We start from the raw sequence: 26,837 nt of genomic DNA, 5'->3' as shown, positions 1-26,837 counted from the left end.
CCGGCGCTATCATGCCTAGCGGCGATGTTGGCATTGCAGCGCGTCGTGCCGGGACGGATGCGCGTGGCAAGCCTCGTCGCGCGCAGGCAGGCTCCTACGGGTTGGCGTGCCCACCGGGGCATGTGCGGCGACGGTTCGGCACAGTCTGGCGCCGACGCCATCGGCCAGCCGGCGCCCTGCTGCGGCTAAACGATCTGCAGGTTCAATGTCCGCCCTGGCTGCACCGCATGGCCAGACGGCAGTGCATCGCCAAACAGATCGTGCTCGTCGCTGTCGGTGATTTCAACATCCACCAGATCGCCCACCTTCAAGCCGAGCTCGCCACCGTTCTGGATGTGCACCAGCCCATCGATTTCAGGCGCATCGGCACGCGAGCGGGCCACCGCGATGTCGTCTTCGATCACATCCACCAGGCACTGCTGCACGCTGCCGATCTTGGATTCCAGACGCAACGCAGAGATCTGCGCCTGCTTGGCCATGAAGCGCGCCAGGCGCTCCTGTTTCACTTCTTCGGGCACCTGATCCGGCAGCGCGTTGGCGCTGGCGCCATCGACCGGCGAATACGCAAACGCACCGACGCGGTCCAGCTGCGCCTGATCCAGGAAATCCAGCAAGGATTCGAATTCGGCATCGGTCTCGCCGGGGAAGCCGACGATGAAGGTCGAGCGCACGGTGATCTCCGGGCACATCGCCTTCCAGCGCTGCACGCGCTCCAGGGTTTTTTCCACCGCGCCGGGGCGCTTCATCAACTTGAGAATGCGCGGGCTGGCGTGCTGGAACGGAATGTCCAGATACGGCAGCAGCTTGCCTTCGGCCATCAGCCCAATCACATCGTCCACGTGCGGATACGGGTACACGTAATGCAGGCGCGTCCACACGCCAAGCTCCGACAAGCCCTCGCACAGCGCCTTCATGCGGGTCTGGTACAGGCGGTCCCGCCACGGACGCTCGGCATACTTCAGGTCCACACCGTAGGCCGAGGTGTCCTGCGACACCACCAGCAATTCCTTGACGCCACCGCGCACCAGCCGCTCGGCTTCGCGCAGCACTTCATCGACCGGACGCGACACCAGATCGCCGCGCATTGAGGGAATGATGCAAAAGCTGCACCGGTGATTGCAGCCTTCGGAAATCTTGAGATACGCGTAATGGCGCGGCGTCAGCTTGATGCCGTAGTCCGGCACCAGATCCACGAACGGGTCGTGACGCGGCGGCAACGCGGCGTGCACTGCCTCCATGACGCTCTGGTAGTCCTGCGGGCCGGATACCGCCAGCACTTGCGGGTACGCCTCGCGAATCTGCTCCGGGCGCTTGCCCAGGCAGCCGGTGACGATGACCTTGCCGTTGGCGTTCATCGCCTCGCCGATCGCGTCCAGCGATTCGGTCACTGCCGAATCGATGAAGCCGCAGGTGTTGACCACCACCACATCGGCAGCGTCGTAGCTGGGCACGATGTCGTAGCCCTCTACGCGCAGCTGGGTGAGGATGCGTTCGGAATCGACGAGCGCCTTCGGGCAGCCTAGTGACACGAAGCCAACTTTGGGCACTTGATTCTTCACCGGATCCACGTAATCTATTGATTTCATTTAACTTTTTCCGTCCGTCATGCCGGCATCGAAGGTGGCTAATTGTATTTCTACTGTGATACCACCCCAAAGCACACACGTACTCATCTCGAAGGTCGCGCTCATCTTACCGAACGAGTGCAAGAACACCTGACCTAGCATGGGCTACCACCCGGAGAGCTCAGATTGCAAGGATGCAAAGAAGAACAATGGCAAAGTTCCGGCAAATGACCATCGGCGAGCGCATTCGGTGGCTACTGGTGATCCGACACCTCACCCAGCAAGAGCTGGCGTCAAAGATCGGGATCACGCAAGGCGCAGTCTCGAACATCGTAGGGAGTGCCTCGCGCCACCCGAGCGCACGAACGCTCCTCAAGATGGCTGATGTATTGGAATGCTCTGCGGAGTTCATCCTGTTGGGCGAAGGTAGCCCCTTCGCGCAGGTAGCGCCACGCAATGCGCGAGAGACCAAACTGTTGAGTCTCTATCGGAGACTCAAACCTACCGAACAGTCCACTCTCACGGCGTTCGCGCGGATTCTTGCTCGCAGCTCGAAATAGCTGCCGTGCAGCGAATTGGAACAGCGTGCCGAGTTGCGACCACCGATGCCAGCGACACGGCCATAGACGCAGCCAACGAATCGCCCGATCAAGCTGACCTACTCGCTAGCAATCCGAGTCGTCGAGAACATCAATGCCCACATGCGAATCACGTCACCCGTGGCCATTGGCCTCATCTCGGTAAAACTTGAAGTCCGCCGGCAACCTACCGCGGAAGGAGTGAAGCCGTTCCAGCATGGCCTGCAGCCCTGGCTTCTTGCGGACCGTGAAGAGTCGAGGACCGTTAACGATGACCTCGATCTCATCGCCTTCCCGCAATTCCAGTGCTTCGACCAAGCTAACCGGCAGGCGTATAGCCAAGCTATCACCCCACTTTGCGACTCGCATAGTGAATCAGCACCATATCTGTACGGATGTGTATTCTGCCGCTTACCGATTTCGCTGCACCAGGCCTTATCTATTGGCAAGAAATGATGGGGCGCTGCCAAGCGAAACGGTAGTAAAGGGAGCATCATGGGCAAAGGCTCAATCCGAAAGAGGGTAAGAGCCAACGACACGAGCTCCGATGCCCCGTGCATCTATACAAAGCCTTTCTTCGCCTCAGATAGCTTCAATATCTCAAAGCAATGCTGTTGTCCTGAGTGATCTTGGATGCCACGTCACTTCAGTTTGATGTCGCTGAAATCAAGAGCCTCCTGGTCAATGAAGCGTCCTTTACTGCGCAGCAGTGGAAGTAATTCATCATCCGCGTAGGCGCACCCAGTGTGGCCGGGGTCCACTTGCTGAGCCTTTGTGGCCATTTCTGGCAAGTGACCTCCGCCAACTACCAGCAAACTCGACAGTTGTACGTAGCCAGGATGCCAAGCCCTAGCCTTGGGAAATACCTCGCGAAGGCTTGCAAGTATCTGCATGCCAGAGTAATCAAGGTCTCCGAAGAAGTGCACAGACACTGTTGGCAAGTTCCGATCATCATCTCGCGAACCGAACAGCCACGCTTCGATCACTGGCAACCACGCTGCGAAAGCGGGCTCACGCAGGTACAAGCGGCAGCCAATGCGCGAGCGCAACCTCCGGGCACTGCCACGGAAACCCGCCGCATACACCAACAGACTACTCTCCCAACCTGGGATCCGTGCATCAGCCATGTGTTCAAAGGTGACCAGATTCTCGATGAAAAGAACCTCAGTAAGGGCTCTTGTTTCACCATCAATGGCGTCCGTCAGCTTCCTGGAGGATGGTGGCGCGAGCAACAGCTGAATCGGTGCCTCGGTGAACTGTCCCGCAGACGAACCGAGCAGCCTTAGCAATTCCTCCCGGTGATCCAGCACCTTAGAGCGGCCCTGGAAAGCACGCGCGGAAGCTTCGCGCAAGGCCATCGTTTGACCCAAACGACATAACTCGATCAAGACAGTGAGGCTGTAGGTAGCCTCTTCTACTGGGAGCCCCTCCACCGGAATTAAGGGATTCCGGGTAAGGTAGTCCAGTACGGAGGCGGGTTCGACTGGCGCTTCCTGCGGATATGCTGCCCAGTGCGCTGCAAGGTGCGTTCGCCATTGCTGGCGCCAGCGCTGGGCTTGCGGAGTGTAATCAGCCCAAGCTGCCAAGGCGTCAAAATCACGCAGCTCCAGCCGGGGCCTACGATCGCAGAAACCAGCAAATGCACGCGGCGCCTCCAACAGCAAAACGACCCAGCCCGTGGCGCACAGGTCATCAATCTGCATGGAAAGCAACTGGACCTGGTCGGCGTCCACTGCGTCGTGCAGCTCGGGGGCAACCTTACGGTCCACCAGCAAGCGCACTGGCCCCTGGCCTGTGCTGCGTTCGACCTTGGCGAGCAGCATCCGGGCCAGGCGCAGCGGAAAGGGATGTGGCAAAGGGGCAGTCATCGAGGACGATGTCGAGGTCTCCATTGATCAAGGCCTCGGACCGCTGTTGGCTTGATGAGCTTCGCTCTCTTCAGCTACCGGATCGGGCACCTGCAACTCCATCGATGGAGAGGCTAGCGGCATGGTCGGCTGAGGGACCTGCGCCACAAGTTTCGCTGCCTGCCAATGGGCACGTGCAGCCTCGCGGGCCTGTTCGGCATGCGTACCCCATAGTCTCGCCAGCGCCGGGCGGTTGAAAGTCTTCTCCTGCGCTTCGCTGATGAACAGCTCCTGGAGACCTTCGCCGGCTCTGCGCGCCATCACCTTGGAGAAGGTGAATTCCTTGTCGAACTCGGGCTTGACCGCACCTGATTTGGAGGTCGGCATTGCCACGACGAGCTGAAGCCCCAGCGTCTGCGACAGGAACTGCAACACGTTGCGAGAGCGCGTTTCATCCATCTTGGAGAAGGCCTCATCACTCAGCATCAAGCGTAAAGCCGGCGCCTCGCGACGGTCCCGGCCGAAGTGCCCAAGCGCATGTGCCAGCACCGCCGAGCGCACGACGTAGAACGGCGTTTCCAGTTCACCGCCCGAACCGGTACCCCAGGTAGACAGCCTCGTGGTGCCCACCGGACTAGTACGCAGGATGTCATAGCGCCGATAGTTGCGATAGTCGGCTAATTCGCGCAACGCGCGTTCGCTAGCGCCCTGGTCGTTTGCCAGTAGCAGCCCCCGAATCTCTTTTGCGGTGGCGTGCTGCTCGTCGGTGAGCATGGACGAGTTGAAGATCGATCCACCGTCATGTTCCAGCCCTTCGACCGCGCCTTCCACCGCCTCAAAGAACTCCTGTACTTTCTGCATGCGCGGCACCCAGTCCCATTCCAGTCTGAAAGTGTCGCTACCGAAGCGGATGTCCTGAAGGTGCCGATTGAGCCGTTGAAGCGTCAGCGCGCCCTGCTTGACGTCGTCGCGCACCTTAAAGCAGAAGCTACTGGTGAACACGTGGTTGAACTGACCTTCTGCCTCACGCAGCGCTCGCGCGTTGTCTGCTAGTCCGATTGCACGCTGGCGCTGAGTCTGCTCGAAGATGGCAGCACGGGTGCGCTCAACCAGGGGCAGCAGTTCCTCCAGGCGGTCTACGCTGCGAGGCGCATCGACCCAAACGACACGCTCGCTATCGTCGCGTGCTCCGGACAGGTAGACTCCCACGGCCTGGGCCAGTTCTCGCAAGGTACGAGGCAGTCCGTCGCGCAGACTCTGTACACGATGGCGCAGCGCGTCCACGCTGATTTCAAGTTCGCCGGCGAGTTTCCAGGACTCTTCCAGCAATTGCGCCTCGGTGGCTAGGGCCGGCACAGCCCCCACAAAGCGCGACGCCCAGACAGTAGCATTGGTACAGGCGATTTCGAGATCGGGGAGGCGCTCGATCAAGACTTTCTCGCGGCGGCGCAATTCTGCGATTTCCTTATCCGTTGCCCCGACCTGCTTCAGCTCTTCGTCACGTTGCCGTGTCACACCGCTGATACGAGCCTTCAGCTCGCTTTGCTCGGCTAGTAACGCGTCGATGGCCGACAGATCCAATGCCTTAAGCGCCTGATCGGCATGCGCATGCTGGACTTGGCTCTCAAGCACTGCAAGCACCAACGGAGTCAGCGGCGAGAATACTGCGCCGTTAAACATACGAGTGATCGCCAGCAGCGACTGCCGTAACGCGTCGAGGACCCGTGTCTGGGACGCTAGCCGCTTCAGCTCATCCTCGCACCACTGCCGACGTCGTTGGCGCGCCGCTTCGCCGAAAGCCAATTCGCCATCGGGGGCACGGCAAGCAAACATGCCGTAGCCCCGACTGCCCAAACCTTCTTCCATCAGACCCTGTGGGGTACGTGCGAGCTCTTCTTCAGTATTCACTTTACGCACGCGGCCATACTGTGCAAGCAAGAAGGCATAGGCCACAGAGTGTTGGCAGATGAGTTCATGAAGCACAGAACGGGCTTCCAACTGGCGCCCCTCTGTGTCTTCCATCGCTTTTCGACCTTGCACGACTTTGGGCGAGCGGATGCGGTAGTGCTGCTTGACTAACCGGGCACACTGCGCCTCCATGCCGGCTTCGACGATGATGGCGAAGCGATCACCCCCCATGTAGCCCTCGATGGCGTTTTGCCAGCGGGTTCCGGGGCTAGGCTCCACCAGTTGCGCCAGCAAGTGTGGATGAGCCGAAGGAATTTCACGCTCGATCAATGCAACCGCATCATGTGCATCCTTCGGGCCTTGTACTCGGCCGGACTGCAGACGACGCAGCTCAGCATCGCACTGCTCGATGTCGTCTTTCAACTGGTTCAGCTGCATATTCACATCGGTCAAGGCTTGCAGCACCGCTCCCTGTACTGAGGCATCGTCGTCGTGGATACCCTGGCGCAACGCCGCCAACTGTGCGTCGAAAGCTTCCAGTTCAAAGGCCGGCAACACCACATCCAAGGTCGCGCTGCGCCCATAAGCATCGGCCATTGCCGGCCAAGATTGGAGTATCCGCAGTGCGGCTGGACGCAAGACTTCCACCGCAACAGCCAAAGCCGGCACGACCGACAGATCCAGCGCCATCAATTGTTCAAGCTGCGTAGCCATTGCGCTAATCCCGCGTACCACCTCTTGCACACGCCCCCAGTGCAGACGGAACTGGTCTGAGTGCAGGCGGATCTGGTTCTCCAATGCCTGCTTCTCACCTGCCACATCGCTATCATCCAGGCGCTTGTCTACTACGCGCAACTGTTCCCGCAACTGGTCTTCCTGAGCTCCGAGAGATGCTAGCTTTTCTTGCAATTGCGCCTGCTTCCGGCCCTGGGCGGCAATCTGGCGCTGTACCGAAGCTAACTCATCCTGTGCTTCGCTACGTGTGCGCAGGGCATGGGCGATGGTGGTGGTGACAAAACGCCGCGCCTCGTCCAACGCCTGATCCGCGCTGGCGCTGGCGGCACCGAGCCGCTCCAAGTTCAGCGCCAAGCGCTCGGCTTCAAGCTTCAGGCTGGCGATGGAGCGCATCAGCTCGCGCATCTTGTCGAGATCTTTGCTGAAGTCGTGTGGCTCCAGGATCTCATCGCGCACCAAGTCGTTGACGTTACCCAACTCCTTATAGGCCATCGCTTTGACGAGTGACTTCGCCGCACGTGTGGCATCGTGCTCGCCCACCGCTGTTTTTCCGGTCAGCGCGCCGTACAGATGCTGCAAGTAACCGCCCTTGTCCGGAAAACGTTGCACTACCGCTACAGCCTTTTCTGCATGCGCCTGAAGGCGGTGCTGGAGTTGCACGTACAGTTCCTTGAGCGGCAACGGAGACGGGGCCAGTGCCTCCCCCACCCGACGCGCCAGATGATCCAGCGACAAGGTCCGACGCACGATGAAAAACTGAGGCGTTCCCTGCAGGACGGCGCGTCGACCATCCTCAAAGGCCTCCACGCCAACCAGTGCAGTGAAGGGCTCGACCTGCTCGCCTGCGTGTTCTGAAGCCTCGAACACGATCCCGGCATAGCTGGTCGAACGGGTACGCAGGTATACGCCATCAGCCTGTTGTCCCAGGGCGTAAGCCGCCAGGGTACGCGGCTCCTTGCCGCCACGACGACTCTGCGTGGATTCGTCCTGACCAATATTGAACTGCACCACATGTTGGTGCGCGGCTGTCAGTACGGTCTGGATGGCATCGAGAAGCGTGGACTTGCCTGAACCCGATTCACCCGTCAACAACACGGCGTCAGCAAAGGGCCATTCTCGGTCTTCCAGCGATCCCCAGTGCCAAGTGAGCAGTTTGGCGATTTTCATGCACCATCCTCGAGTGCCGCCTGGATCGCAGGCGCAGCGGGAATCTTGCGCCCCACCGTTCGTAGGGCCTCTTCCAACGCCTCGTCGCTGACAAAGCTCATCACCGGACGCAGCACCGCCAGACCCATCTGCATGTCCCCGGCGTCATCGCCCTCGACGAAATACAGAACGCGATGTTTGCGCAGTTCTCGCAACAGTGCCATGCGTTCGCTGACCGCATTGGGAAGTTTGTGCGCGAGAAGTGACACAACCGTCTGTGACAGTTCCTCCAGACTAATGGCCAGGCGCTCGTCCACAAGCGTACGGCGCCCTGTCAGCGCCTCTGTGTAAAGAAAGCGCAGGGCAATCACCGCAGCCACAAAATCACGCGACAGGCGGGCACGCAGGCGCCGTACACCATCTTCCTCGTCATCGCCGCCGCCTTCGCCAGGGGGGTACAGCCTCAATAGTCGAGCATCGCTGTCATGGACCAGCACGAAGCCGATGCATCCAAACCATTCGCGCAACAGTTGTTCACACTGGATAGCATCATCGTATAACCCGGCTTCTGGTCGGGAGTGCTCGCGCCAAACCACACCGCTCGCTAGCAGTCGCCCAGCCAGTTCAGCGAAGCGTGCAGGCTTGACGTTGGCGGCGCCCTCGGTTGCCAATCGCTGTTCAAGATACTGGGCAAGGGACTGCAACATGGAGATTCAATGCTCCTCGCTGGTGTGACCGGGACTCATGCCAATTCCATTTATTGGTTCGGCACACAGCTCGTAGTCGTCTGCCTGAAAATATGGCGTGCACACCTGCCCTGCCGTCTTGCGAGCCTGCAACAGACGCCGCCCCTGGGTCGAACGCGCTGCGCCCACAGCATGCAACAGGAGTACCGCGTCCTCGGCGGTGTCCACCGGCAGTGCCGCCAGTGTGATGGGACCTTCTCGCAAGTGCGGTAGCAGGCCTTGCAGGACCTGCTGATCGCTGAAGGCGAACGCCTCGGCTTCGGCTCTGCGCAGCAAGGCGTTCAGGCGGCTAGTCTCATCCACAACCAGCGGAGCCTGCGCAACGGCCTCGGTCTCCCGGTCCCGCACCGACCAGCGAAGCACACCGCCGGGAATGCGGATCTCACTGGTGGCCAATCGCAGGGCCAGAACGTCGAGCAACCCTTCACGGCCTGGCTCCGGCCTCTCCTTCAGCCAAGTCATGGTTCGACCCAGCGGAGATTCGGCACCATAGTCCAGGGACAACGCCTGTCGCAGCAGACTGGTGAAGCGACGCACATAGTTGTTCATCTCCGATCTCAGCATCGGCAGTTTCAGGCCGCAGGCAGCCTCGACCATGCTCTCGATGCGATCGGCAAGCCACAGCATCGGGCTGCGGCCCTGCGTCGTCTGTTCCAGCCATGGTGCGCGCTGCAACAGGTGGGCGTCCACCAGGGCGCGCTGCTCCCCATCGAGTGCACGCACCTGCTCTAATGCCTCGTTGATTTGACCGCGGTGGCGTTCGGCAGAATCGGCCACTAGACGTACAGCATACTCGCGTGCGAAGCGCTTCTCGATGAAGTCATTGAATTCGTTCCAGGCTACCTTTTGAGCTAGCGCCTCACGCGTCAAGCTCTGAATAAGATGGCGAAAGTATTCGATGTCCTCCTGCAGATCTTGTACCACGCGACTGGCAAATTCGTGTGCATCCAGGATGCTCGTCAGCATCACGAGTGGCGATGAACGCCGCCAGCGCCTTGCGGGCTGAACGCATGTTGCGCTGGCGGGTCTTCGCGCGGGAATCATCGAGATTGGAAAAGGTCTCGCTGAAAGCCTTACCAGCCCGGCTGAGCTTGAGCGTGGGCCGAAGGTCGATCGGATCGCGGTAGTCTTCTAGCCAGCCGTGCTCCTTGAGCTTGCGCAACAGATCGCTGGCATAGGCACGTTCCTCTTCTGCCCGCACCGCCTGCCCGTCCACGAAGGCCAAACTCCGCAGTACCGGATCGGCCAGCGCATGCTGTATCACCTCAAGCACCAGTTCACGTGTCAGCACCTCCGCGTAATCGGCATTGGCACCGTGCACCCGCTCATGCAAAGCCCGTAGGACCGCAGCACACATTTCACGATTGTCATGCGTAAGCGGTCGAAAGAAATGCTCACGAGGGGGGACGAAGAACTGCATGCTGCCTCAGGAATACTCGGCTAGAACGAACTTTGGTTATACCCACGGATACCAGCCCCATTGGATACCAGGACGTACGGGTAGCCACAAGCCTAAACCACGATGGATGTCCACCTGTCGGGTAGGCAGTACATGGGAATTCGACCAGGCTCACACTCATTCCTTGAGCCAAACCTTCTTGATCCCGTCAAAGTTGAGCTGTTTCCACTCTTCCTTCCAGAGCTGGTAGTACGGAATGTCGGTCGACGAAGGCGGTGGGTCGCAGCGCTGGACCTTGACCAGCGACGGCATTACCACGGACTCACCGATCAGCAAAGCCTCGCCAGCACCCAATGTCGGTAGTTTGTCGCACAAGTTACCGAGCGTATCTGGCAACAGGCGCGCAACGTAGCCCTGGTCACTGGGGTTGGTCAGCCGCATAGCCAGGAAATTGCTACACTGAGAGAAGATCGTTTCAGAGATCTCCGAGGGGCGTTGGCTGGACAAGAGCAGTGTTACGCCATACTTGCGCCCCTCTTTGGCGATGCGCTCGATCGATAGCTTCGACGCACGAAAGCGAGCCATGTCGCTGTTGGGCACGTACTTATGGGCCTCCTCGTATACGAGGAGGAGCGGCGCGTCAGTGTTGATCTTCTCGTTCGCTGCCGTTCGCATCACCTTATAGTGGTACCCGTACTCGAACAGAATCCGCGAGATCAGCGACACGGTGATGCTCAGGACCTCGAACGGGACGCCGCTCAGATCCACAATCGTGACATTGGAATTTTTTTCGCCATAGCCGATCAGACTCTTCAGAACCCCTTCAAGCGTGGCCGTGTCCGCAGAGGGGCCGAAGAGGAACTGCAGACGATCCTGCTGCACCTTACCCTCGAATCGCGTGAAAAACTTGTCCAGCGACTTATCGGCGTAGCTCCCTCCGGTGATGCTCTGAGATTTGGTTGGGTGGAACTCAAGCCGCTTCGCAAAGTACCGATCAAGGCGCTCATCCGCAGTGAGCAACAGACCGTGGCCGCTATCGGTCTTTCCCTCGGCCAGTAACGCGTAGCTGGTGTCCACCACCATGTACCGGGCCTCGTTCTTCGAGTTCACGGTCTCGTTCTTGATGTTGTACAGCGCGTGCAGCACCTCATGGATGTTGAACTTGAGCGGACTGTCGTAGAAGACGTTCTTCGCACCCGTGTTATGGCGCTTCTTGTTCTCTGTCACCAACTGGCGGAACACGGCCGACTGGTTGTAGTTGTCACGCTCGCCTGTATCGAGCAGCACCTCCTCCAGCTCCTCGCTGTTGAGCAGCCAGTAGGGCAAGGTCAACGTGCTGGCGTCGAGGAAGTTCGCATCTGGGAACGCCGTTCGGTACTCTGAGTGGATGTCGAAGACGACAATGTGAGAGTTATTCAGTGCGTACTGACCATCCTTCGCGCTCACCGCCGTCTGGATGATCTTGGCGATAGTGTGAGATTTGCCAGCGCCGGTCGAACCCACGACGGCCAGGTGCTTGTTGAAGAACAGGTCTCCATCCACCGGCACTGTGATCTTGTCGTTAGACACCAGAGCACTGAAGGCAAACTTCTTGGCCGGGTCTACGGACTCCTCAAAGATCTTTTTGATATCGTCATCCGTCGCCGGGGTCACGCCCGTTGGCGGAATGGTCAATGTATCGCCGCCGCGGATGAACTTGCCGTTGGCGATGATTCCCAACGGGAGTGCCTCGATGATGTGACGGCGCTCGGCCTTGTCATTCACCTCAATGCAGAAGTTCTCAATGATGGCGATGAGTGCACAGTCCTCGCTGTCGGTGATACGCAAGTACGAGCCTACCTTGAGGCTTTTGTCGTTGGCGAACGCCGATATGTTGCCAACCGAGATCTTGACCTTGTCCGGAAAGACCGCGATCACTTCGGCCTTGATGTCTTGAGAATCGCTCATGCCTGCATGACCTCCTGAAGTAGATAGGCACTGTTACTCTTAATCGAATGAAGCCCTCTACCCCCCGACACGAGAGTGCTGTCGAGCGGCGAGTCTCGGTAAAAGTCGTAGACCTCGACGAGCGATCCTTTGCAGGCTGCGATGGTCAACGCTAGCTGCTCATTGGGGACGAACTTGATCGTCCAAAGGTTATCCTTGGTGGGATCAGCCGCCAGCATGGCGGGCGAGAACTCAGAATCCCGGAAGGGATAGCCGTCTGTGAAGGCCACGCGTTGGGTCCACAGACTTTCCTTTAGCTCGGCCAACTGCTCGCGCGTCACGCCTCGCAGCAGCACATAGGGGCAGAACCGGTCGGAGGCAGTGGTTCGCTGGTGCTCTTTGTGCGAGAAGAACTGACCGAGTCGAACGAGCATGCGGCTGGCCTTGTCCACTTCGTACTCATCACCCATCTCGATCACGAAGAACCTCGAGGCCTTTGGCATCTTCGTCCTGCCGAAGTAAAAGTACTTCCTGCGGATCATCCGTGCGAAGTACTCGCGCCCCAAGTGCTCTCGCAGCCAGGCGCTGAAAACAACGTCCTTGCGGTTGATGGCCTTCAAGAACTGATCCTTGGTGATCTTTCGCTTAGCCTCGTCCGCATTGATGGCCAGCTCCTGAACTACATTGATCGCCATCGGATAGAAAAAGCTCTGCGCGTCGCTGGCCGTGCATTCTTGGATCTCGGCCTCCAGGAGCCTGAACATCTTGGCCTGCTGATCGTCGTAGGACAGTGCGTTCACGTCGATGTCCAGCAACGCGCGAAACGCGGCGAGCTGCCCATCAGTGATCGCCAGTTCCTCATGCACCTTGTGGACCAGCTTGTCTCTTGTGTAAGTCAGGAAGTGTTCTTTAAGGAACTCGTCCGTCAGTGGGAGTTTTAGCTTGTGCTGACCGCCGCGGTAATGGCCGTGCAGCCGATACCGAAACACCTGGTCGCTGGAGCAGTCCGCCGCATGGAAATGCCGCAGCATATGGATGACCGCCTCCTTGATCACAGAGTGGTTGTACTCCGTGCCTTCGTAGTACTTGCACTGCACGAAGGCACTCTCATTCCCATCGTCCAGATCGATGTCCTCCACCCCTTCGACCGTGATGCTCCCGTGCTTGGTCGCCTCTAGCAAACGCACGATCGTCTGGTCGAACTGGTAGAAATAGCCTTTGATCGTCGCGGTTGCACTGCGGTCAGTCACTGTCGGTCCTCGGATCTTTTTCAGTGGCAGTTGGCCGTTAGGGGGAGTCGGCTCCGCCATTGGCACCAGCGCCTGGGTTCGCCACCTTCGACAACTCGCGCGCGGCGACCCCCAGGTCCTGCCAGTCCTGCGGATGGCAGCTGAAGATGAGGATCTGGTGTCTCCTCGCGGCATCGTAGAGAACGCGTTTCATCTGATCCAGGCGATCCTTATCGGTGTGAACCAGCGCATCATCGAGAATGAGCAAAGTGGGCTTGCCGGCCTCCTGCAGCAGGTCCGCGTACGCGAGCCGCGCGACGACGCCCATCTGCTCACGAGCCCCAACGCTGAGCTCTTCGAACTCTCCGGTTTCCGCGCCATTGGCGCCGACCCGGGTGATGCGCCCTGGAGAAAGATCCTCACACACCTCGATGCTCGAACCTGGGAATAAGATTTGCAGGTAGTGGTTCAGGTGACGCTGAAGCGGTGCACGCAGGCGCCGCGCCAACGCGGAGCGCTTCTCGGTGAGCAGCTTCAACAGATGACTCAGCGACTTGGCCCGTCGCTCCAGTTCGGCGTAACGTCGCCCCACCTGATCGAGCTCGCGCTGCTTGTCGGCGGCAGACTCCTCCAGCCCCAAAGCGCCCTTGGCTTCCAGATCGGCCTCAAGCCGGATGATCTCGCCCGCACGCTGGTTGTGCGCAAACTCCAGCTGCCTGGCGCTTCGCTCGAACCGCTCAACATCCTGCTGCAGGACTGACATGTTAAGCGTGCGAAGTTGTTCGGCGAGCACGTCTAAACCGGCCCGGGCCGTGGTCTCGCGCGCGAGTGCATCGGTCAGCGCGTGGCTGGCGGCCGCCTTCTTGTCTGCTCGTAGCGGGTCGCTAAGCGTGGACTTGGCCGCCGCACGCTCATCTTGCGCGGCGCTGACCAGGGTCTTCGTTTCACTAACGGCGAGTTTTGCCTCGTTCAGTTGGGCAGAAGCGTCGTCCAGGGCCGTCCTCGCCGACGATTCGGCTGACTCCGCTTGCGACACGGGCATGCTGGCGGTCTCAGCCTCGACCGTCAGCGCTAAGGCCTCCAACGTCTGCTTGGCCTCGATCAACTTGACCGACAGCGCAGCCACCTCTGCATCCAAGGTCGCCAGCCCCTTCGGGGCATGTGCCTCGAGCACGGAGGTAGCCGCCTTGACCTCTGCCGCACGTTGCGCGTGCAGCCGCTCCCGCGCTTCCGCGGCAGCCAGATTCGCAACGCCCAGGCTTTGCAACAGCACAGAAAGGTCATCGCGCTGACGATCGCGGTCACCGATCAGGCTATGCAGATCCTCGCCACCTGGCAGCACCGTGATGTGCCCCACCTCCTCAATGTCGATGCCTGTGCGCGCCACCACGATCAGGCGGTCGGCGCCATTCACCTCGGTGCCGGCCACCCGCACCTTGACGCCTGGCTCAAGCTCGAACTCGAGCGCGGTTGACACGGCATCCAGCTTGGCCTGCGCCGCGAGCAGGCGGCCGGCACCCTCGCGCAGTCGCTTGAGCTCAGCGCTGGGCAAAGCGAGCGACAGCACCTCAGCCTGCAACTGAGTCAGCTTTTCCTGCTTGAGCCGCGCCTGGCTCTGGCTGCGTCGTAGAGCCTGCAACTGAATGGTGAGGTCGGCGACGGACTTCTCCTGTGCCTGCCATGTGGCAACTTGGCGCGCCACCGCCAGTTGCTGGCGTGCTTTCTTGCTCGCGAGCGCGGCTTCCGCATAGCGGGGCTCCCAAGCCTGAAGCAAGCCCAGTGCCTTGATCAGCGCGCCCTGGGCCGCCTCCAGCTTCGCTTCGCGCAAGGTCAGCGCTTCCTCGTCACGCTCCATTAACTGGAGCTGTTGGCGCAATGCGACGACCTGCACCGTAGCCTGTTTGAGCAGCAACTCTTGCGCGGGCCGTTTTTCGGCTAGCCCTGTGGCGTCGTCCAGCCTAGCTTGAGCCTGCGCGAGTTGCTCACGCAGGGTCAGCCAAGGCTTCACCTCGCCATCTCGCTCATGATCGCGGCGTAAGGTCGCCAAGCGGTCAACAGCGTTTCGGTACGAGTCAATCTCCGTAAGCAGGACTTCGAGCTCGTCCTCAAGCGCCGAGCGGCGCTTGAGCGCCTCCGCGTAAGCACCACGAGGTGACTCGGTCAACGGCGTCAGGAGTTGATTGCGCTCCGACTCCACAGCCTTTATGACATTGTCGCCGCTCGTGGAGGCCAACTCGCCCAGCGAGTCCCCCAGTGCATTGCGCAGATGGTCGCTGGCAAAGCTGACGGCCTTAGCGAGTTCATGCGAGGTGCCCTGCTTGATCCAGAGCAGTCCAGGAATACCCATGTGCTCGGGCGAACTGCCGCCCCTGCCAGCAAAGCTGAACCCGAGCAATTCTCCAAGGCGATCCTCTGCCTCAACACCGTCCAAAACCTTACCGTCGATGCTCAGTTGACATCGCTTTTTGCCCAGGAATGCCTTGCTGAGCCGCGCGGGCTTGCCGCCGAGCTCGAACTCGATCTCCACCGAGGGCGTCGCGGAGCTATCACTCCATGGACGCAAGCCGCTGACCGAGCTGGACTTGTACCGCTCGAAGAAGGCCGCCCGAACGGCTTCGGCCACAGTGGACTTGCCAGCTTCGTTCGGGGCGACGAACAGGTTCAGCCCATCGGCGAAGTCGCCTAACTCCAGGGGCGCCCGAAAGCGCTTGAAGTTCTCGATTCGCAACCGCTTCAGCTTCATGCGCCTGCTCCCCGCCCAGGGCCTTGGTCGTCCAGGATTCGGGCCAGCGTCAGGATTGCGTCCCGCGCCAGCTCTGGTTCGGTGCCAACTTGCTGCTCGCGCAGCTCCTGCAGCGCCTCACCCACGAAGCCATCGGCCTGCAACGCTTGAATGTCCTCCTCGGTGGGCTCTAGCTTCAGTGCCACCGTATCCCAGAGGACGGCCCGCGCCTTAGCGCGAGCCGTCCCGAGCGAGGCCGATAGTTTGCGGTGCCCCGCCAAGTTGCAGGTCCCGGACAAGCGCACGTGAAGGACATCACTGCCCCCAACCGCCTCAAGCATCCGCACAACCTCGTCGACATCAGAATCGACGGCCATCTGCTGCTCGATTTGACGCCAACCGAACTTACCGGTGGGAATCGCGGTGACAACAGGCTCCAGCGTCGCCGCCTCGATGCCTACAAGCAGCGCCTGACCCGACTCGTTGGCCTTGAACCGCTCCGACTCTGGCGTACCGGCGTACCAAGTCTTGCCATCCACACGCTTGGTGCCGTGCCAGTCCCCTAGCGCCAAGTAGGTCAGTCCCGCGCCTTGTGCACGGCCCGCAGCGATCGGATTGGCGGAGTCCACGTCCTCAGGCAGAATCCCCTGAACGCTGCCGTGTGCTAGGCCGATTCGTGGCAGATCGTCTGTTGAGATGTGCGCCGCGAACCACTCGGTGAGGTCGACGTAGGTATGGCGCTGGGTCAAGGGCGCCGGCAGCAAAGTGAACTTGCCGGTCACAACAACAGGCTTGGGCTCCAAACACACGATGACGTTGCCGGGGACAGCCCCCAGGCGCTGCGCCCGGCTCCACACCGACTCCGCAAGCGCTGCATCGTGATTGCCCGGCAGGAGGACCCAGGTACCGGTAAAGCCTTGCATCGCGTTGAAGAGCCGACGGATCGTCTTGTCGGATACCGTTTGGGCGTCAAATACATCGCCTGCGACCAAGATGGCATCAACACCGCGGTCGGTCGCGATAGCGGCCAATCGCTCCACCACGGCAAAGCGGGCTTCGGACAGCGCAGCCGCGTCGTCAGGCTCGAACTGCGAGAACACCCGGCCGATCTGCCAGTCGGCAGTATGCAAAATTGAGATCAATTCGCCCCTCCCCGATCGTTGTGCTTTGCAACAACCCTCCCGCGGCGGCAACTCAACGCGCCGCTCTAGACCAGTTTAACCTTTTGAAATACCGACGCCCCCTCGCCTTCAGTAGCGTGGTTCTTTGGGTGTGGGTCATGGCGTATGAATTGGAAGGACTGTTGCGGAGTCCACTACCGTTCGCGGCAGCGATCATCGCCGCATCGCCGGTCGGTTATGAAGCCAACATGCCGCGCGGTCAAACCACTGCAAGTACCGCGACGCTCACACTCCCATTAAATAGGGCGCACGCACCTGTATGTAATCGGATAGCCATGGCGAGGGAATCACACCGTTGTTCGCCAACATGGATTCAACAGTCCTCTCGCTGACGCCGAAATGCGCGGCCGCATCCTCAATGCCCGATTCTGAATAGTCGCCCTCAAGGAAGTTGGCCACCTGATCAAACGGGCATAGGAACTCCGCCGCAAACGCCCTCTGAAACTTCTGGCGCGAAGTCGAAAGATCGGTTGATGTCAACCACTGTGGCGCATCCTGCACCAGGATCAAGTCCGCAATAAAACGCGAGTACTCGAAGCGCTTGCCTAAGGGATGACGTTTGCGGGGGATGAACTTGACTTGGCCCGCTTGCTGGGGGATGCCAATGCCGGCACATCCCGGGATTTCGGTCCCAGCAAGGTCGAACTCTGGCAGACCGAGAAGATCCAGCAACAGTTCGTTGTCGATCCTGCCGTCGTCCACGCCAACCTCTTCACGCAACCTGCGTGCGGCGGCTACTGCACGCACCCACGGCGGTTCATTCGCAAAGCCTTGCAGTGCGACGTCTATACGAGGTAGCGCTGGCGTGCCAAGCAATCCGGGATGCTCACGAAGTTCAAACAGCAACTCCAGGGACGCATCTTCTCCGAAGCGACCATAGATGGGCGCGAGTTCTGCCAGCGACCCACCGCCCATTTCCTCATCGAGCGCCTGCGCCTGACGCATTAAAGCTTCAGGCGCCTCATCGGGATCGTAGCCTAGGGCTGCTTCTATTCTACGGTAGCTCGCCGCTTGCTTGTCGGCCCGATCTTCTTGCACAAGCTGCCACAACTGCGCGAGCGCGGATTCTGGCTGGCCCACCGCGGATAGACGTCTCAAGACCGCTTCAATGAAACCGTCGACACCGGAACGGAAGTCCACCAACGGCATGGAGGCCTGAGCAGCAGCCATGTAGCGGACCGATTGTTCGTGGGTAGGCTCTTGCACCGTGGACCAGATTTGCATCATCTCGTTGTCCGACGCGAACACCACATGCGGCCACACATAACCCTCGTTGGCTGCCCCCATCTCGTGCGCCATGCGCCAGTACGCATCTGGGCGCATCCCCTGCTTAGGCAATGGTTCCCAGTTCAGCCGCCACCACGATGATGCCAGCCACATGGCCAACGGATATGTGGAGACCAGCACGCTGTCTCGCACGGTTTTGGACCACACATCCTCGTTGCGCGTCACCACGGTGTCGCCAACACGGACAGTCAGGAATGCCGAGGTCTCCCGCTGTTCGACGGGACCCGAACCCGTGGACTGCCAATCGGCTGCAAATTCGAGCCTAGCCATGGTGCATAGCCCAACGCTGTGCCACAACGCTAGAAAAGGGATCACTGTCGGGCATTGGATAGCCATGATAGGAACCCAACTCGGGATTCTCGAGCTGGGCCTCTAGCGGACGCCCCTGCGGTGTCATCGACCAAATGTTCCTTGGCCACTCGCCGACGCACCGATCGCTGACCAGGCCTCGGGACAGGCCCGCCTGGAGTAGCGCCAGTGCCTCTGCTCTAGTAAAAATGGAAACTCCGTCACACAGAGACTTCCCTGGCCGAGGGTCGGCAGGCGGGGTTAAGCCGAAGTCGCCCGGATTCTTTTTGTGTTCTGGATTGCCGCCGTACTGCACCTTTTGGGCAAGTTCGCGCAGGCGAATCAGTTCCGACTCATCACACGACTTGAGTCTGCGCTTCGGATTGAACTGACCATATCGGGGCTTCACAAGAACTAAGGTTACCTAGACTGAATACCTTAAGGACGAACTCTAGCATGCGGTATGTCTCTTGCTGCACGCCCAGTAATGGCGCTGCAGGACCCGCAGCATGCCGGTGATGGACGGCTCATGGTTTTTCCTGTGTGCAACGTCCCGCTTGAGTCAGCGAATGACAGAAAGGCGCGCGGCACTAAGGGAAGCCATGAACCAGCATAGGCATTGACGTTGCTCAGGAGACGATGTTGAAAATTGGTATATATACACTTGCCTTCGGGCAGCCAAGGCTGACGAAGCCGACTGTAGGGTTCAGCTGGGACATGGAAGCAGGAGCCTGGGAAGCGGAGCGGCCTGGGGCCTGAGCGGGCCAATTATAGCGGTGCGGGGGCGGCGCTCTGAACCGCATGCCGCGCACGCGGGGTCATCTTAGCGGAACCCTCACCTTCGCCCCCGCCGATCCGGTCGATAATGCGCGCCTCCCCGGACTGCAGCAGGAGTTTCCATGGGTCACTGGACCACGCTCGACACCCCCGACGGCCAGGTTGCCGCCTGGCACGCCACGCCCGCTTCCAGCCCGCGCGGCGGCCTGGTGGTGATTCAAGAAATCTTCGGCGTCAACGAACATATCCGCGCAGTGGCCGACGACTACGCCGCACGCGGCTATGAGGTGCTGGCACCGGCCTTTTTCGATCTGGAAGAGAAGGACGTGCAGTTGCCGTACGACCAGGAAAGCCTGCAGCGGGGCCTGGCGCTGGCCAATGCGGTGGGCCTGGAGCGCGCGGTGGAGGTGGTGAAATCTGCCGCCACCCTGCTGACCCGCGCCGGCAAGGTGGGCACGGTGGGCTACTGCTGGGGTGGCTCGGTCGCACTGCTGTCGGCGATACGCCTGGGACTGCCGTCGGTGAGCTACTACGGCGGCCGCAACACCCAGCTGCTGGACGAAACCCCCAAGGCACCGGTGATGTTCCACTTCGGCGAGCGCGATGCCAGCATTCCGCCCGAAGCGATCCAGGCCCACCGCGAGAAACTGCCGCAGATGGAAACCTTCGTGTATCCGACCGGACATGCCTTCAACCGCAGCATCGACCCCACCCACTACGACGCCGACAGCGCCGAGCGCGCATTGGAGCGCACCCTGGGCTTCTTCGCGGCGCATCTGGGATGAGCGACACCGCACCGGGCACGCCGGCGGGCGGTTTCCTGCTCGATCCGCGCCTGGCGGCCGACACGGTGTTCGTCGCCGACGGGCCGCTGTCGCAGGTGCGGCTGATGGACGACGCCCGCTTCCCGTGGCTGGTGCTGGTGCCACGGGTGGCCGATGTCAGTGAGTGGATCGATCTGGATGGCGGCCAGCAGCGTTTGTTGCTGGCCGAAATCAACCAGCTCTCGCAGTTGCTGCGCGCCGAACCTGCGGTCAGCAAGCTCAATATCGGCGCGCTGGGCAATATCGTGCGGCAGCTACACGTGCATCTGGTCGGCCGTCACCCCGGCGATGCCGCGTGGCCTGGGCCCGTCTGGGGCAGCGGCAGTGCGCAGCGGTTTGTGCCCGAGACGTTGCAGCAGCATGTCGCGGCGTGGGCGCAACGGCTACGATAGGCGCCTGTCCTTCAACCAGTCTCCCGCATGAAATCCAATGTCGTCGCCGCGCTGATCCTGATCCTCGTCGGCCTGCTGTTCCTGGCCAACAACCTGGGCTGGACCAATCTCAGTCTTGGTCGCTTGATCGCCACCTGGTGGCCGGCTGCGCTGGTCGCTTGCGGGATCGGCATGCTGTTCGGGCGCGGCAAGTAGATGGAGCTGGGCTTGGGGAGTTGGGAGCCGGAATTGGTCACAGCGGGCTATCGGCGCTGCTGACATTCCAGCGGAAGGGCGGAATGGCAGATTGGCGGATTGGCGCTTGCGAGTTGAGGTGCGGTACTGCGCTCGGGTGGCGCGGTCGCTGACTGCGCTGGCGGCAGTTCGGTTTGACGGCCGATCTGTTATCTACGCTGACCACAGCATCAGTGGCGACGGAGTTGGGCGGATTTAGCCCTCACTGATCTGGCATCGCCGTCGCCCGTCGCTTGCCCGCAGTCTTCGTCGCCTGTTGGGACATTGTCCTCCTTCATGGAAGTGCAGGTGCCCCAAGGGCCGGACAGGGGTACGGGCGACGCCTGGTGGGCTATCGATTGCGCCTCAAAACGTTGGGGCTGCGACCGGACTGCGTCGGCTATCGCATCGGCAACGGCCAATCACCTGCGGCACAGCGCCCTCACCTCTGCCCGTCCCGCCGGTGAGGCGACCGACATGACGTTTGTCATCTGCGATTGTTGACTTCCGGCACCTGATCGTGGGGCGCATCCGGCGCAGCATGGCCTCATACCCAACGAGGACCTCGCCATGAACTACCGTCTGATCCCCGCCCTGTTCCTGATTGTCATGGGCGCGCTGTTTCTGCTGGACAACCTGGGGCTGGCCCATATGGACGTGGGCAACCTGATCGCGACCTGGTGGCCGGTGTTTCTGATCGCCGCCGGCGTGCGCCAACTGCTGCGCTACCGCCAGAAGGCTGCCGCGACCTGCTGAAGGTCACGGCCGCGCCATTGCACCAGGAGCGGCCAAAAAACCCGGCGAGCAGCCGTCAGACGGGCATGGACGAACCGGAGTGCACGCGTGGCACAGCCGATTCCGAGTATCGGTTGCGCCCGCCTGGCGGCGAGCGCAGTCGTTTCGGTCGCTGCTCTAAGTGCGCGGCAGGGTTACGCCGGTCTGGCCCTGATACTTGCCGCCGCGGTCCTTGTACGAGGTTTCGCACACTTCGTCGGACTGGAAGAACAGCATCTGCGCCACGCCTTCGTTGGCATAGATGCGCGCCGGCAGCGGCGTGGTATTGCTGAATTCCAGCGTCACGTGGCCTTCCCACTCCGGCTCCAGCGGGGTCACGTTGACGATGATGCCGCAGCGTGCGTAGGTACTCTTGCCCAGGCACACCACCAGCGTGTCGCGCGGGATGCGGAAATATTCCACTGTGCGCGCCAGTGCGAAGCTGTTCGGCGGAATGATGCAGACATCCGATTCGATATCGACAAAGCTGCCGGGATCGAAGTGCTTGGGATCGACGATCGTCGAGTTGATGTTGGTAAAGACCTTGAACTCGCGCGAGCAGCGTACGTCGTACCCATAGCTGGAGGTGCCGAAGCTGACGATGCGCTGCCCGGCGGCATCGTGCTTGATCTGGCCGGGTTCGAACGGCTCGATCATCGCGTGCTGTTCGGCCATGCGCTTGATCCAGCGGTCGCTCTTGATGCTCATGCGGTGTTCCTTGAAGACGGAAGGCGGCGGGCCGAGCGGCCCGCGCGAAGACGGCGAATTCTACCAGCGGCCGGCACCCGCAGCCGGCCGGACGCGTTACAGCAGCGACGCCGAAATCGGGATGCTGGCGCGTGGGCGCTTGCCCAGTTCCTCGGCAAGCCGCGTCGCCGCCGCCAGGTAGGCCTGGGCTGCCACCGACTCCGGCGCGGCTACCACGATCGGCTGACCGACATCGCCTTGCTCACGGATTGCAATCACCAGCGGCAACGACCCCAATAACGGCACGCCGTACTGCGCCGCCATGCGCTCGCCGCCGCCTTCGCCGAACAGATGCTCGCGGTGACCGCAGTTGCTGCAGGTATGCACCGCCATATTCTCGACGATGCCGAGCACCGGCACCTCGACCTTTTCGAACATCTTCAAGGCCTTGCGCGCGTCCAGCGTGGCGATGTCCTGCGGCGTGGTGACGATCACCGCACCGGCCACCGGAATCTTCTGCGACAGGGTCAACTGGATGTCGCCGGTGCCCGGCGGCAGGTCGATCAGCAGATAGTCCAGGTCGTCCCACAGGGTGTCGTTGAACAGCTGGGTCAGCGCGGACGTCGCCATCGGCCCGCGCCAGATCATCGGGGTGTCCTGATCGACCAACAGGCCGATCGACATCGCCTCGATCCCGAACGCACGCAGCGGTTCGATCGACTTGTTGTCCGGGCTATCCGGCCGCCCGCTCAGGCCCAGCATCGCCGGCACGCTGGGGCCATAGATATCGGCATCCAGCACGCCGACGCGCGCGCCCAACTGACGCAGCGCCAGTGCCAGATTCACCGCAGTGGTGGACTTGCCCACGCCGCCCTTGCCGGACCCCACCGCAATCACGTTGCGGATGCGCGGGTGCGGCGCCAACGCCCCCTGCACCGCATGCGCGGCGATTCTGCGTTCGCCCGTCATGCGCCAACCGCCTTCGCAACAGCGCGCGCCGCCCAGAAACCACTTTGCACCATCGTGTTCATCGCCTACCCGAGTTGTCGTGTGCCACCGCGAGCGACTCAAGCATCGCTTTGCGCCGCATCAAAGAGGGGCATGAGTGTACCGGCTCGGTCGGAAGCAGCCGGCCTGTCTGCCAACGCGACACAAACGCACGCGCAGCCAGTACGTGACATTCAGTGACAAATTTCGCAGATATGGACACAAGATTAAAGAATTGTTACGGTCAAAACACAGTTCAGCTGGCGCTCAGCGAGCCCAACTGCGCGAATCGAATCTCAGCAAGGAATCTGCGAAATCATGTCGAGCCGTACCTCGCAACGCATCCGTCGCCACCGCCTTAGCACTGCACTTTTCGGCGTACTAGCCGCATCCGCGGGCAATGCCGCCGCCCAGTCCGAAAACGGGGTCGCACCCGATACGACCGATCTGGACAAGGTCACCGTCACCGGCTCGCGCATCGCGCGTACCGGATTTGTCACGCCTTCGCCCGTGACTGCCATCAGCGCCGAAGAAATCCGCGCCACCGGCGCGACCACCATCAGCGACCTGATGGCGCGTATGCCGGCGCTGGCGCCGAGCTACACGCTGGGCAACTCCACCCGCTTTATCGGCACTGCCGGCCTGGGCCTGCTCGACCTGCGCGGCATGGGCGTTGACCGCACATTGGTGCTGGTCAACGGGCGTCGCCATGTGGGCTCCAGCCCTGGCTCGACTGCGGTGGACGTCAACACCATTCCGGTGGAATGGGTCGAGCGCGTGGAAGTCATTACCGGCGGCGCGTCGGCGGTGTACGGCGCCGATGCCGTGGCCGGCGTGGTCAATTTCATCCTCAAGAAATCGTTCACCGGTTTCGAGACGCGCGCGCAGACCGGCCTGGCCGACGAAGGCAATTACAACCGCTCATTTGCCAGCTTTTCTGCCGGCACCGATTTCGCAGGCGGCCGCGGCAATATCGCGGTGTCCGGCGAATACAGCAAGCAAGATCGCTTCGGTCGCGGCAACCGCGCCATCGGCCGCGAGTACCTGGTGAGTGTGCCCAACCCCGCGTTCGACCCCACCCTTCCGCCGAGCGAGCGCAACCCGCAGAACGTGCTCAGCGGCCCCGGTGGCAACCATTCGACCTCCTACGGCGGCACCTTCAATCTGGGCACGTTCGATTTCCGCAACCCGGCAAGCTACGGCAACCGTTATCTGTTCAACGACGATGGCAGCTTCCGTCGCAACCGGTACAACGGCACGGTGGTGAGCAACACCTCGTGCGTGGATTGCGATTTCGTCGACCTCAACGCGGTGGCCGACCTGCAGCCCGGCTTCGATCGCAAAAGCGTCAACACCATGATCAACTTCGAGATCAGCGAAAACCATCGCGTGTTCTTCGAAGGCAAGTACAGCGAAACCGATTCGGAATTCTTCGGCCAGCCCGCATTCGACAGCTCGCTGCGCGTGCGTCGTCAGAACCCCTATGTCAGCCCCGAACTCGGCGCCCTCATGGATTCGCGCGGCGCCACGCAGATCCTGATGAACCGCTTCAATGTCGATGCCGGCCGCCGCGGCGAAAACATCGAACGCAAGACCTACCGCGCCGTTCTCGGCGCCGAAGGCAACGTCACCGACAACTGGACCTACGACGTGTCGGCCAACTACGGCAAGACCACGGTGGACCGCCTCAACCTCAACAACCGCATCAACGAACGCTGGCAGGCCGGCATCGACGCCGCACGCGATGCCAGCGGCAACATCGTCTGCCGCACCACGCTGGATCCGACTGCGGTCAATCCCCATACCGGTCGCGTGTACTCGGCACTGGCCCGCGAAGGCTGCGTGCCCTTCAGTGTCTTCGGTAACGGCGCGGTCACCCCGGAAGCAGCTGCGTGGTTCAACACCACCGCGCGCTCGCAAGCCAAGATCCAGCAGACCGTGTTCAGCGCCTCGGTGGCCAACAGCAACCTGCTGTCGCTGCCGGCAGGCGACATCGGCTTCGCCGGCGGCGTGGAATACCGCAAGGAACAGAGCGAGGAAGTCACCGACCCGTTGGCCGCGTCGGGCGCGACCTTCCTCAACGCCATCCCGAACAGCGGTGGCGACTACAGCGTCAAGGAAGTGTTCGTCGAGAGCACCATCCCGTTGCTGGCCGGCCTGCCGGGCGTGGATCGTCTGGCGCTGGACGTTGCAGGACGCTATTCGGACTACAGCAGTATCGGCTCGACCAAGACCTGGAATATCGGTCTGGACTGGACCATTATTCCGTCGCTACGGTTGCGTGGCACCCTGGCGCAGGCGGTGCGTGCGCCCAGCATTGGCGAGCTGTACGACTCGCAGAGCGAAAACTTCGCCACCATCAACGACCCCTGCAATTACCTGCCCACCAATACCAACCGTCCGGGCACTGCGGGCGATGTGGGGTTGCGTCAGGCCAACTGCAGCGCACTGGGCATTCCGGTGGGCTGGATCGACACCTACACCGCTACCCGCCCGGGCGTGAGCGGCGGCAATCCGGAACTCAAGCCGGAACGTGCGCGCAGCCTGTCGTACGGACTGGTGTGGCAGCCGGAGTTCTTCGAAGGGTTCGGCATGTCGATCGACTACTGGCGCATCGACCTGCGCGATGCCATCGGCGCCGTGACGGCAGAGACCAATGCCACGCGCTGTGTGGATAACCCCGGCGGCATCGGCAATAGCTTCTGCGGTTTCGTGCAGCGTGCACCGCTGGGTGGCTTCACCGACCCGCAGGGCCGCATCTATCCCGAACACAGCATCATCGGGTGGCAGGCGCTGAACGAAAACCTGGCGCGTTCGCGTCGCGTGGGCGTGGATCTGGAAATGGACTACCGCTTCCAGCTCGGCCAAGGCAATACCGTGCTGCGGTTTGTCGGCACCCGCCTGATCCAGTCGCGCGAGTGGGTATTCCAGGACTTTCCGCAGGAATACGACGAGTACGTGACCTACGTGACCGACCCGCGCTGGCGTGCGCAGTTCCAGACCAAATACAACTGGAACGCGTGGCGCGCTTCGTGGGACATGAACTACGTGGACGGCAACCTGCGCGTGACCCCGGAGAGCTATAACAGCAATCCTGGTTCGGCCAGCCCGATCAAGAACGGCTCGTACGTGTACCACAACTTCCAGTTCGGCTATCAATTCCCCGGCTCGAAGATCGACGTGTACCTGGGCATCGACAATGCCTTGGACAAGGATCCGCCGCGCAACTACTTCGGCTCGGATTTCACCTCTGCGCTGTACGACAACGTGGGCCGGTTCTTCTATCTGGGAACGACCGTGCGATTCTGACGGCCTCACGCGTGTCGAAAAAGCCCCGCGTGTCGGGGCTTTTTTTGTTGCGGCTTGGCAACGCGGTGGATCTTTCGCTCGCGACAACGGACACCCAGGGACGTTCGATCTGGTCGTACAGGCGACGCAATCTGTATCGAACGTAACTATTAATCCGAGAGCCCGCTCCAGGTCGTTTGCCCAGGTGTGCGACACAACGCCATTTTGTGCCGAATTCCTCACTTTCGATGCGGATTTGAGTTATTTCATTAACAAATCATGTCGGATGCTTGCACTCGGTAGCAGGCATTCATTACGTTCGGGTTAAGGCCATCTGA

20 protein-coding genes are annotated in these 26,837 nt (G+C 61.1%); 6 read left to right on the top strand and 14 right to left on the bottom strand.

Annotated features, from left to right (window positions below):
* Positions 1-185: 185 nt before the first annotated feature.
* Positions 186-1,586 (bottom strand): 30S ribosomal protein S12 methylthiotransferase RimO, encoded by a 1,401-nt coding sequence (gene rimO, locus EO156_RS20055; protein ID WP_016848670.1) that lies wholly within the window; start codon positions 1,584-1,586, stop codon positions 186-188.
* Positions 1,587-1,759: 173 nt separating this feature from the next.
* Between rimO and EO156_RS20050 the strand changes: the two genes are divergently transcribed.
* Positions 1,760-2,125: a helix-turn-helix transcriptional regulator gene (locus EO156_RS20050; RefSeq protein ID WP_313905335.1), complete on the top strand. Its 366-nt coding sequence runs from the start codon at positions 1,760-1,762 to the stop codon at positions 2,123-2,125.
* Between the two features lie 153 nt (positions 2,126-2,278).
* Here EO156_RS20050 and EO156_RS20045 read toward each other — a convergent pair whose 3' ends face one another.
* The 11 genes from EO156_RS20045 to EO156_RS20000 all read right to left on the bottom strand — a co-directional run bounded on the left by EO156_RS20045 (position 2,279) and on the right by EO156_RS20000 (position 18,539).
* The gene (locus tag EO156_RS20045) at positions 2,279-2,512 is read right to left on the bottom strand and encodes an AbrB/MazE/SpoVT family DNA-binding domain-containing protein (RefSeq protein ID WP_016848667.1); all 234 of its coding nucleotides are present in this window, start codon (positions 2,510-2,512) and stop codon (positions 2,279-2,281) included.
* 272 nt (positions 2,513-2,784) lie between these two features.
* Positions 2,785-3,966 carry a hypothetical protein gene (locus EO156_RS20040; protein WP_016848666.1) on the bottom strand — a complete coding sequence of 394 codons (1,182 nt, stop codon included), beginning with the start codon at positions 3,964-3,966 and terminating at the stop codon, positions 2,785-2,787.
* A gap of 72 nt (positions 3,967-4,038) precedes the next feature.
* Positions 4,039-7,800: an SbcC/MukB-like Walker B domain-containing protein gene (locus EO156_RS20035; protein ID WP_033482774.1), complete on the bottom strand. Its 3,762-nt coding sequence runs from the start codon at positions 7,798-7,800 to the stop codon at positions 4,039-4,041.
* Positions 7,797-8,486 (bottom strand): DUF4194 domain-containing protein, encoded by a 690-nt coding sequence (locus EO156_RS20030; protein ID WP_016848664.1) that lies wholly within the window; start codon positions 8,484-8,486, stop codon positions 7,797-7,799. The genes EO156_RS20035 and EO156_RS20030 overlap by 4 nt, the downstream gene beginning before the upstream one ends.
* 6 nt (positions 8,487-8,492) lie before the next feature.
* Positions 8,493-9,491, bottom strand: coding sequence for a Wadjet anti-phage system protein JetA family protein (locus tag EO156_RS20025; RefSeq protein WP_016848663.1), 999 nt, complete (start codon positions 9,489-9,491; stop codon positions 8,493-8,495).
* The gene (locus EO156_RS24205; protein ID WP_197687822.1) at positions 9,385-9,945 is read right to left on the bottom strand and encodes a Wadjet anti-phage system protein JetA family protein; all 561 of its coding nucleotides are present in this window, start codon (positions 9,943-9,945) and stop codon (positions 9,385-9,387) included. The genes EO156_RS20025 and EO156_RS24205 overlap by 107 nt, the downstream gene beginning before the upstream one ends.
* Before the next feature lie 156 nt (positions 9,946-10,101).
* The gene (gene herA, locus EO156_RS20020) at positions 10,102-11,871 is read right to left on the bottom strand and encodes an anti-phage-associated helicase HerA (RefSeq protein ID WP_016848661.1); all 1,770 of its coding nucleotides are present in this window, start codon (positions 11,869-11,871) and stop codon (positions 10,102-10,104) included.
* Complete coding sequence (locus EO156_RS20015) at positions 11,868-13,100, bottom strand: DUF4297 family anti-phage-associated protein (protein WP_016848660.1); 1,233 nt, start codon at positions 13,098-13,100, stop codon at positions 11,868-11,870. The genes herA and EO156_RS20015 overlap by 4 nt, the downstream gene beginning before the upstream one ends.
* A 37-nt stretch (positions 13,101-13,137) precedes the next feature.
* Positions 13,138-15,822 carry an AAA family ATPase gene (locus EO156_RS20010; protein WP_016848659.1) on the bottom strand — a complete coding sequence of 895 codons (2,685 nt, stop codon included), beginning with the start codon at positions 15,820-15,822 and terminating at the stop codon, positions 13,138-13,140.
* Positions 15,819-16,943, bottom strand: a complete 1,125-nt coding sequence (locus tag EO156_RS20005) for a DNA repair exonuclease (RefSeq protein WP_016848658.1) — start codon at positions 16,941-16,943, stop codon at positions 15,819-15,821. Before EO156_RS20005 ends, EO156_RS20010 begins: the two co-directional genes overlap by 4 nt.
* A 264-nt stretch (positions 16,944-17,207) precedes the next feature.
* Positions 17,208-18,539, bottom strand: coding sequence for a hypothetical protein (locus EO156_RS20000; protein WP_016848657.1), 1,332 nt, complete (start codon positions 18,537-18,539; stop codon positions 17,208-17,210).
* A 917-nt stretch (positions 18,540-19,456) separates the two neighbouring features.
* On the opposite strand from EO156_RS20000, the gene EO156_RS19985 reads away from it, so the two are divergent.
* From EO156_RS19985 to EO156_RS19970, 4 genes are all read left to right on the top strand, one after another.
* Positions 19,457-20,119 (top strand): dienelactone hydrolase family protein, encoded by a 663-nt coding sequence (locus EO156_RS19985; protein ID WP_003486902.1) that lies wholly within the window; start codon positions 19,457-19,459, stop codon positions 20,117-20,119.
* Entirely contained in the window at positions 20,116-20,550 is a 435-nt protein-coding gene (locus EO156_RS19980; protein WP_005912999.1) for an HIT family protein, read from the top strand. Before EO156_RS19985 ends, EO156_RS19980 begins: the two co-directional genes overlap by 4 nt.
* A 27-nt stretch (positions 20,551-20,577) precedes the next feature.
* Positions 20,578-20,745, top strand: a complete 168-nt coding sequence (locus tag EO156_RS19975; RefSeq protein ID WP_003486900.1) for a DUF5668 domain-containing protein — start codon at positions 20,578-20,580, stop codon at positions 20,743-20,745.
* A gap of 588 nt (positions 20,746-21,333) precedes the next feature.
* Complete coding sequence (locus tag EO156_RS19970) at positions 21,334-21,519, top strand: DUF5668 domain-containing protein (protein ID WP_003486896.1); 186 nt, start codon at positions 21,334-21,336, stop codon at positions 21,517-21,519.
* A gap of 156 nt (positions 21,520-21,675) precedes the next feature.
* Here the strand turns inward: EO156_RS19970 and dcd are convergent, their stop codons facing one another.
* Together dcd and apbC are read right to left on the bottom strand one after the other, a co-directional pair.
* Positions 21,676-22,245 (bottom strand): dCTP deaminase, encoded by a 570-nt coding sequence (gene dcd, locus EO156_RS19965; RefSeq protein ID WP_005912996.1) that lies wholly within the window; start codon positions 22,243-22,245, stop codon positions 21,676-21,678.
* 96 nt (positions 22,246-22,341) lie between these two features.
* Positions 22,342-23,193, bottom strand: a complete 852-nt coding sequence (apbC, locus tag EO156_RS19955) for an iron-sulfur cluster carrier protein ApbC (RefSeq protein ID WP_005912994.1) — start codon at positions 23,191-23,193, stop codon at positions 22,342-22,344.
* Positions 23,194-23,529: 336 nt separating this feature from the next.
* Between apbC and EO156_RS19950 the strand changes: the two genes are divergently transcribed.
* Complete coding sequence (locus tag EO156_RS19950) at positions 23,530-26,520, top strand: TonB-dependent receptor (protein ID WP_016848655.1); 2,991 nt, start codon at positions 23,530-23,532, stop codon at positions 26,518-26,520.
* Positions 26,521-26,837: the final 317 nt, after the last annotated feature.

The organism is Xanthomonas sp. DAR33341, from assembly GCF_003992815.1.
Classification (GTDB): domain Bacteria; phylum Pseudomonadota; class Gammaproteobacteria; order Xanthomonadales; family Xanthomonadaceae; genus Xanthomonas; species Xanthomonas cissicola.
The sequence above is the reverse complement of the archived record's forward strand: the minus strand, read 5'-3'. Positions and strand labels throughout refer to the sequence as shown.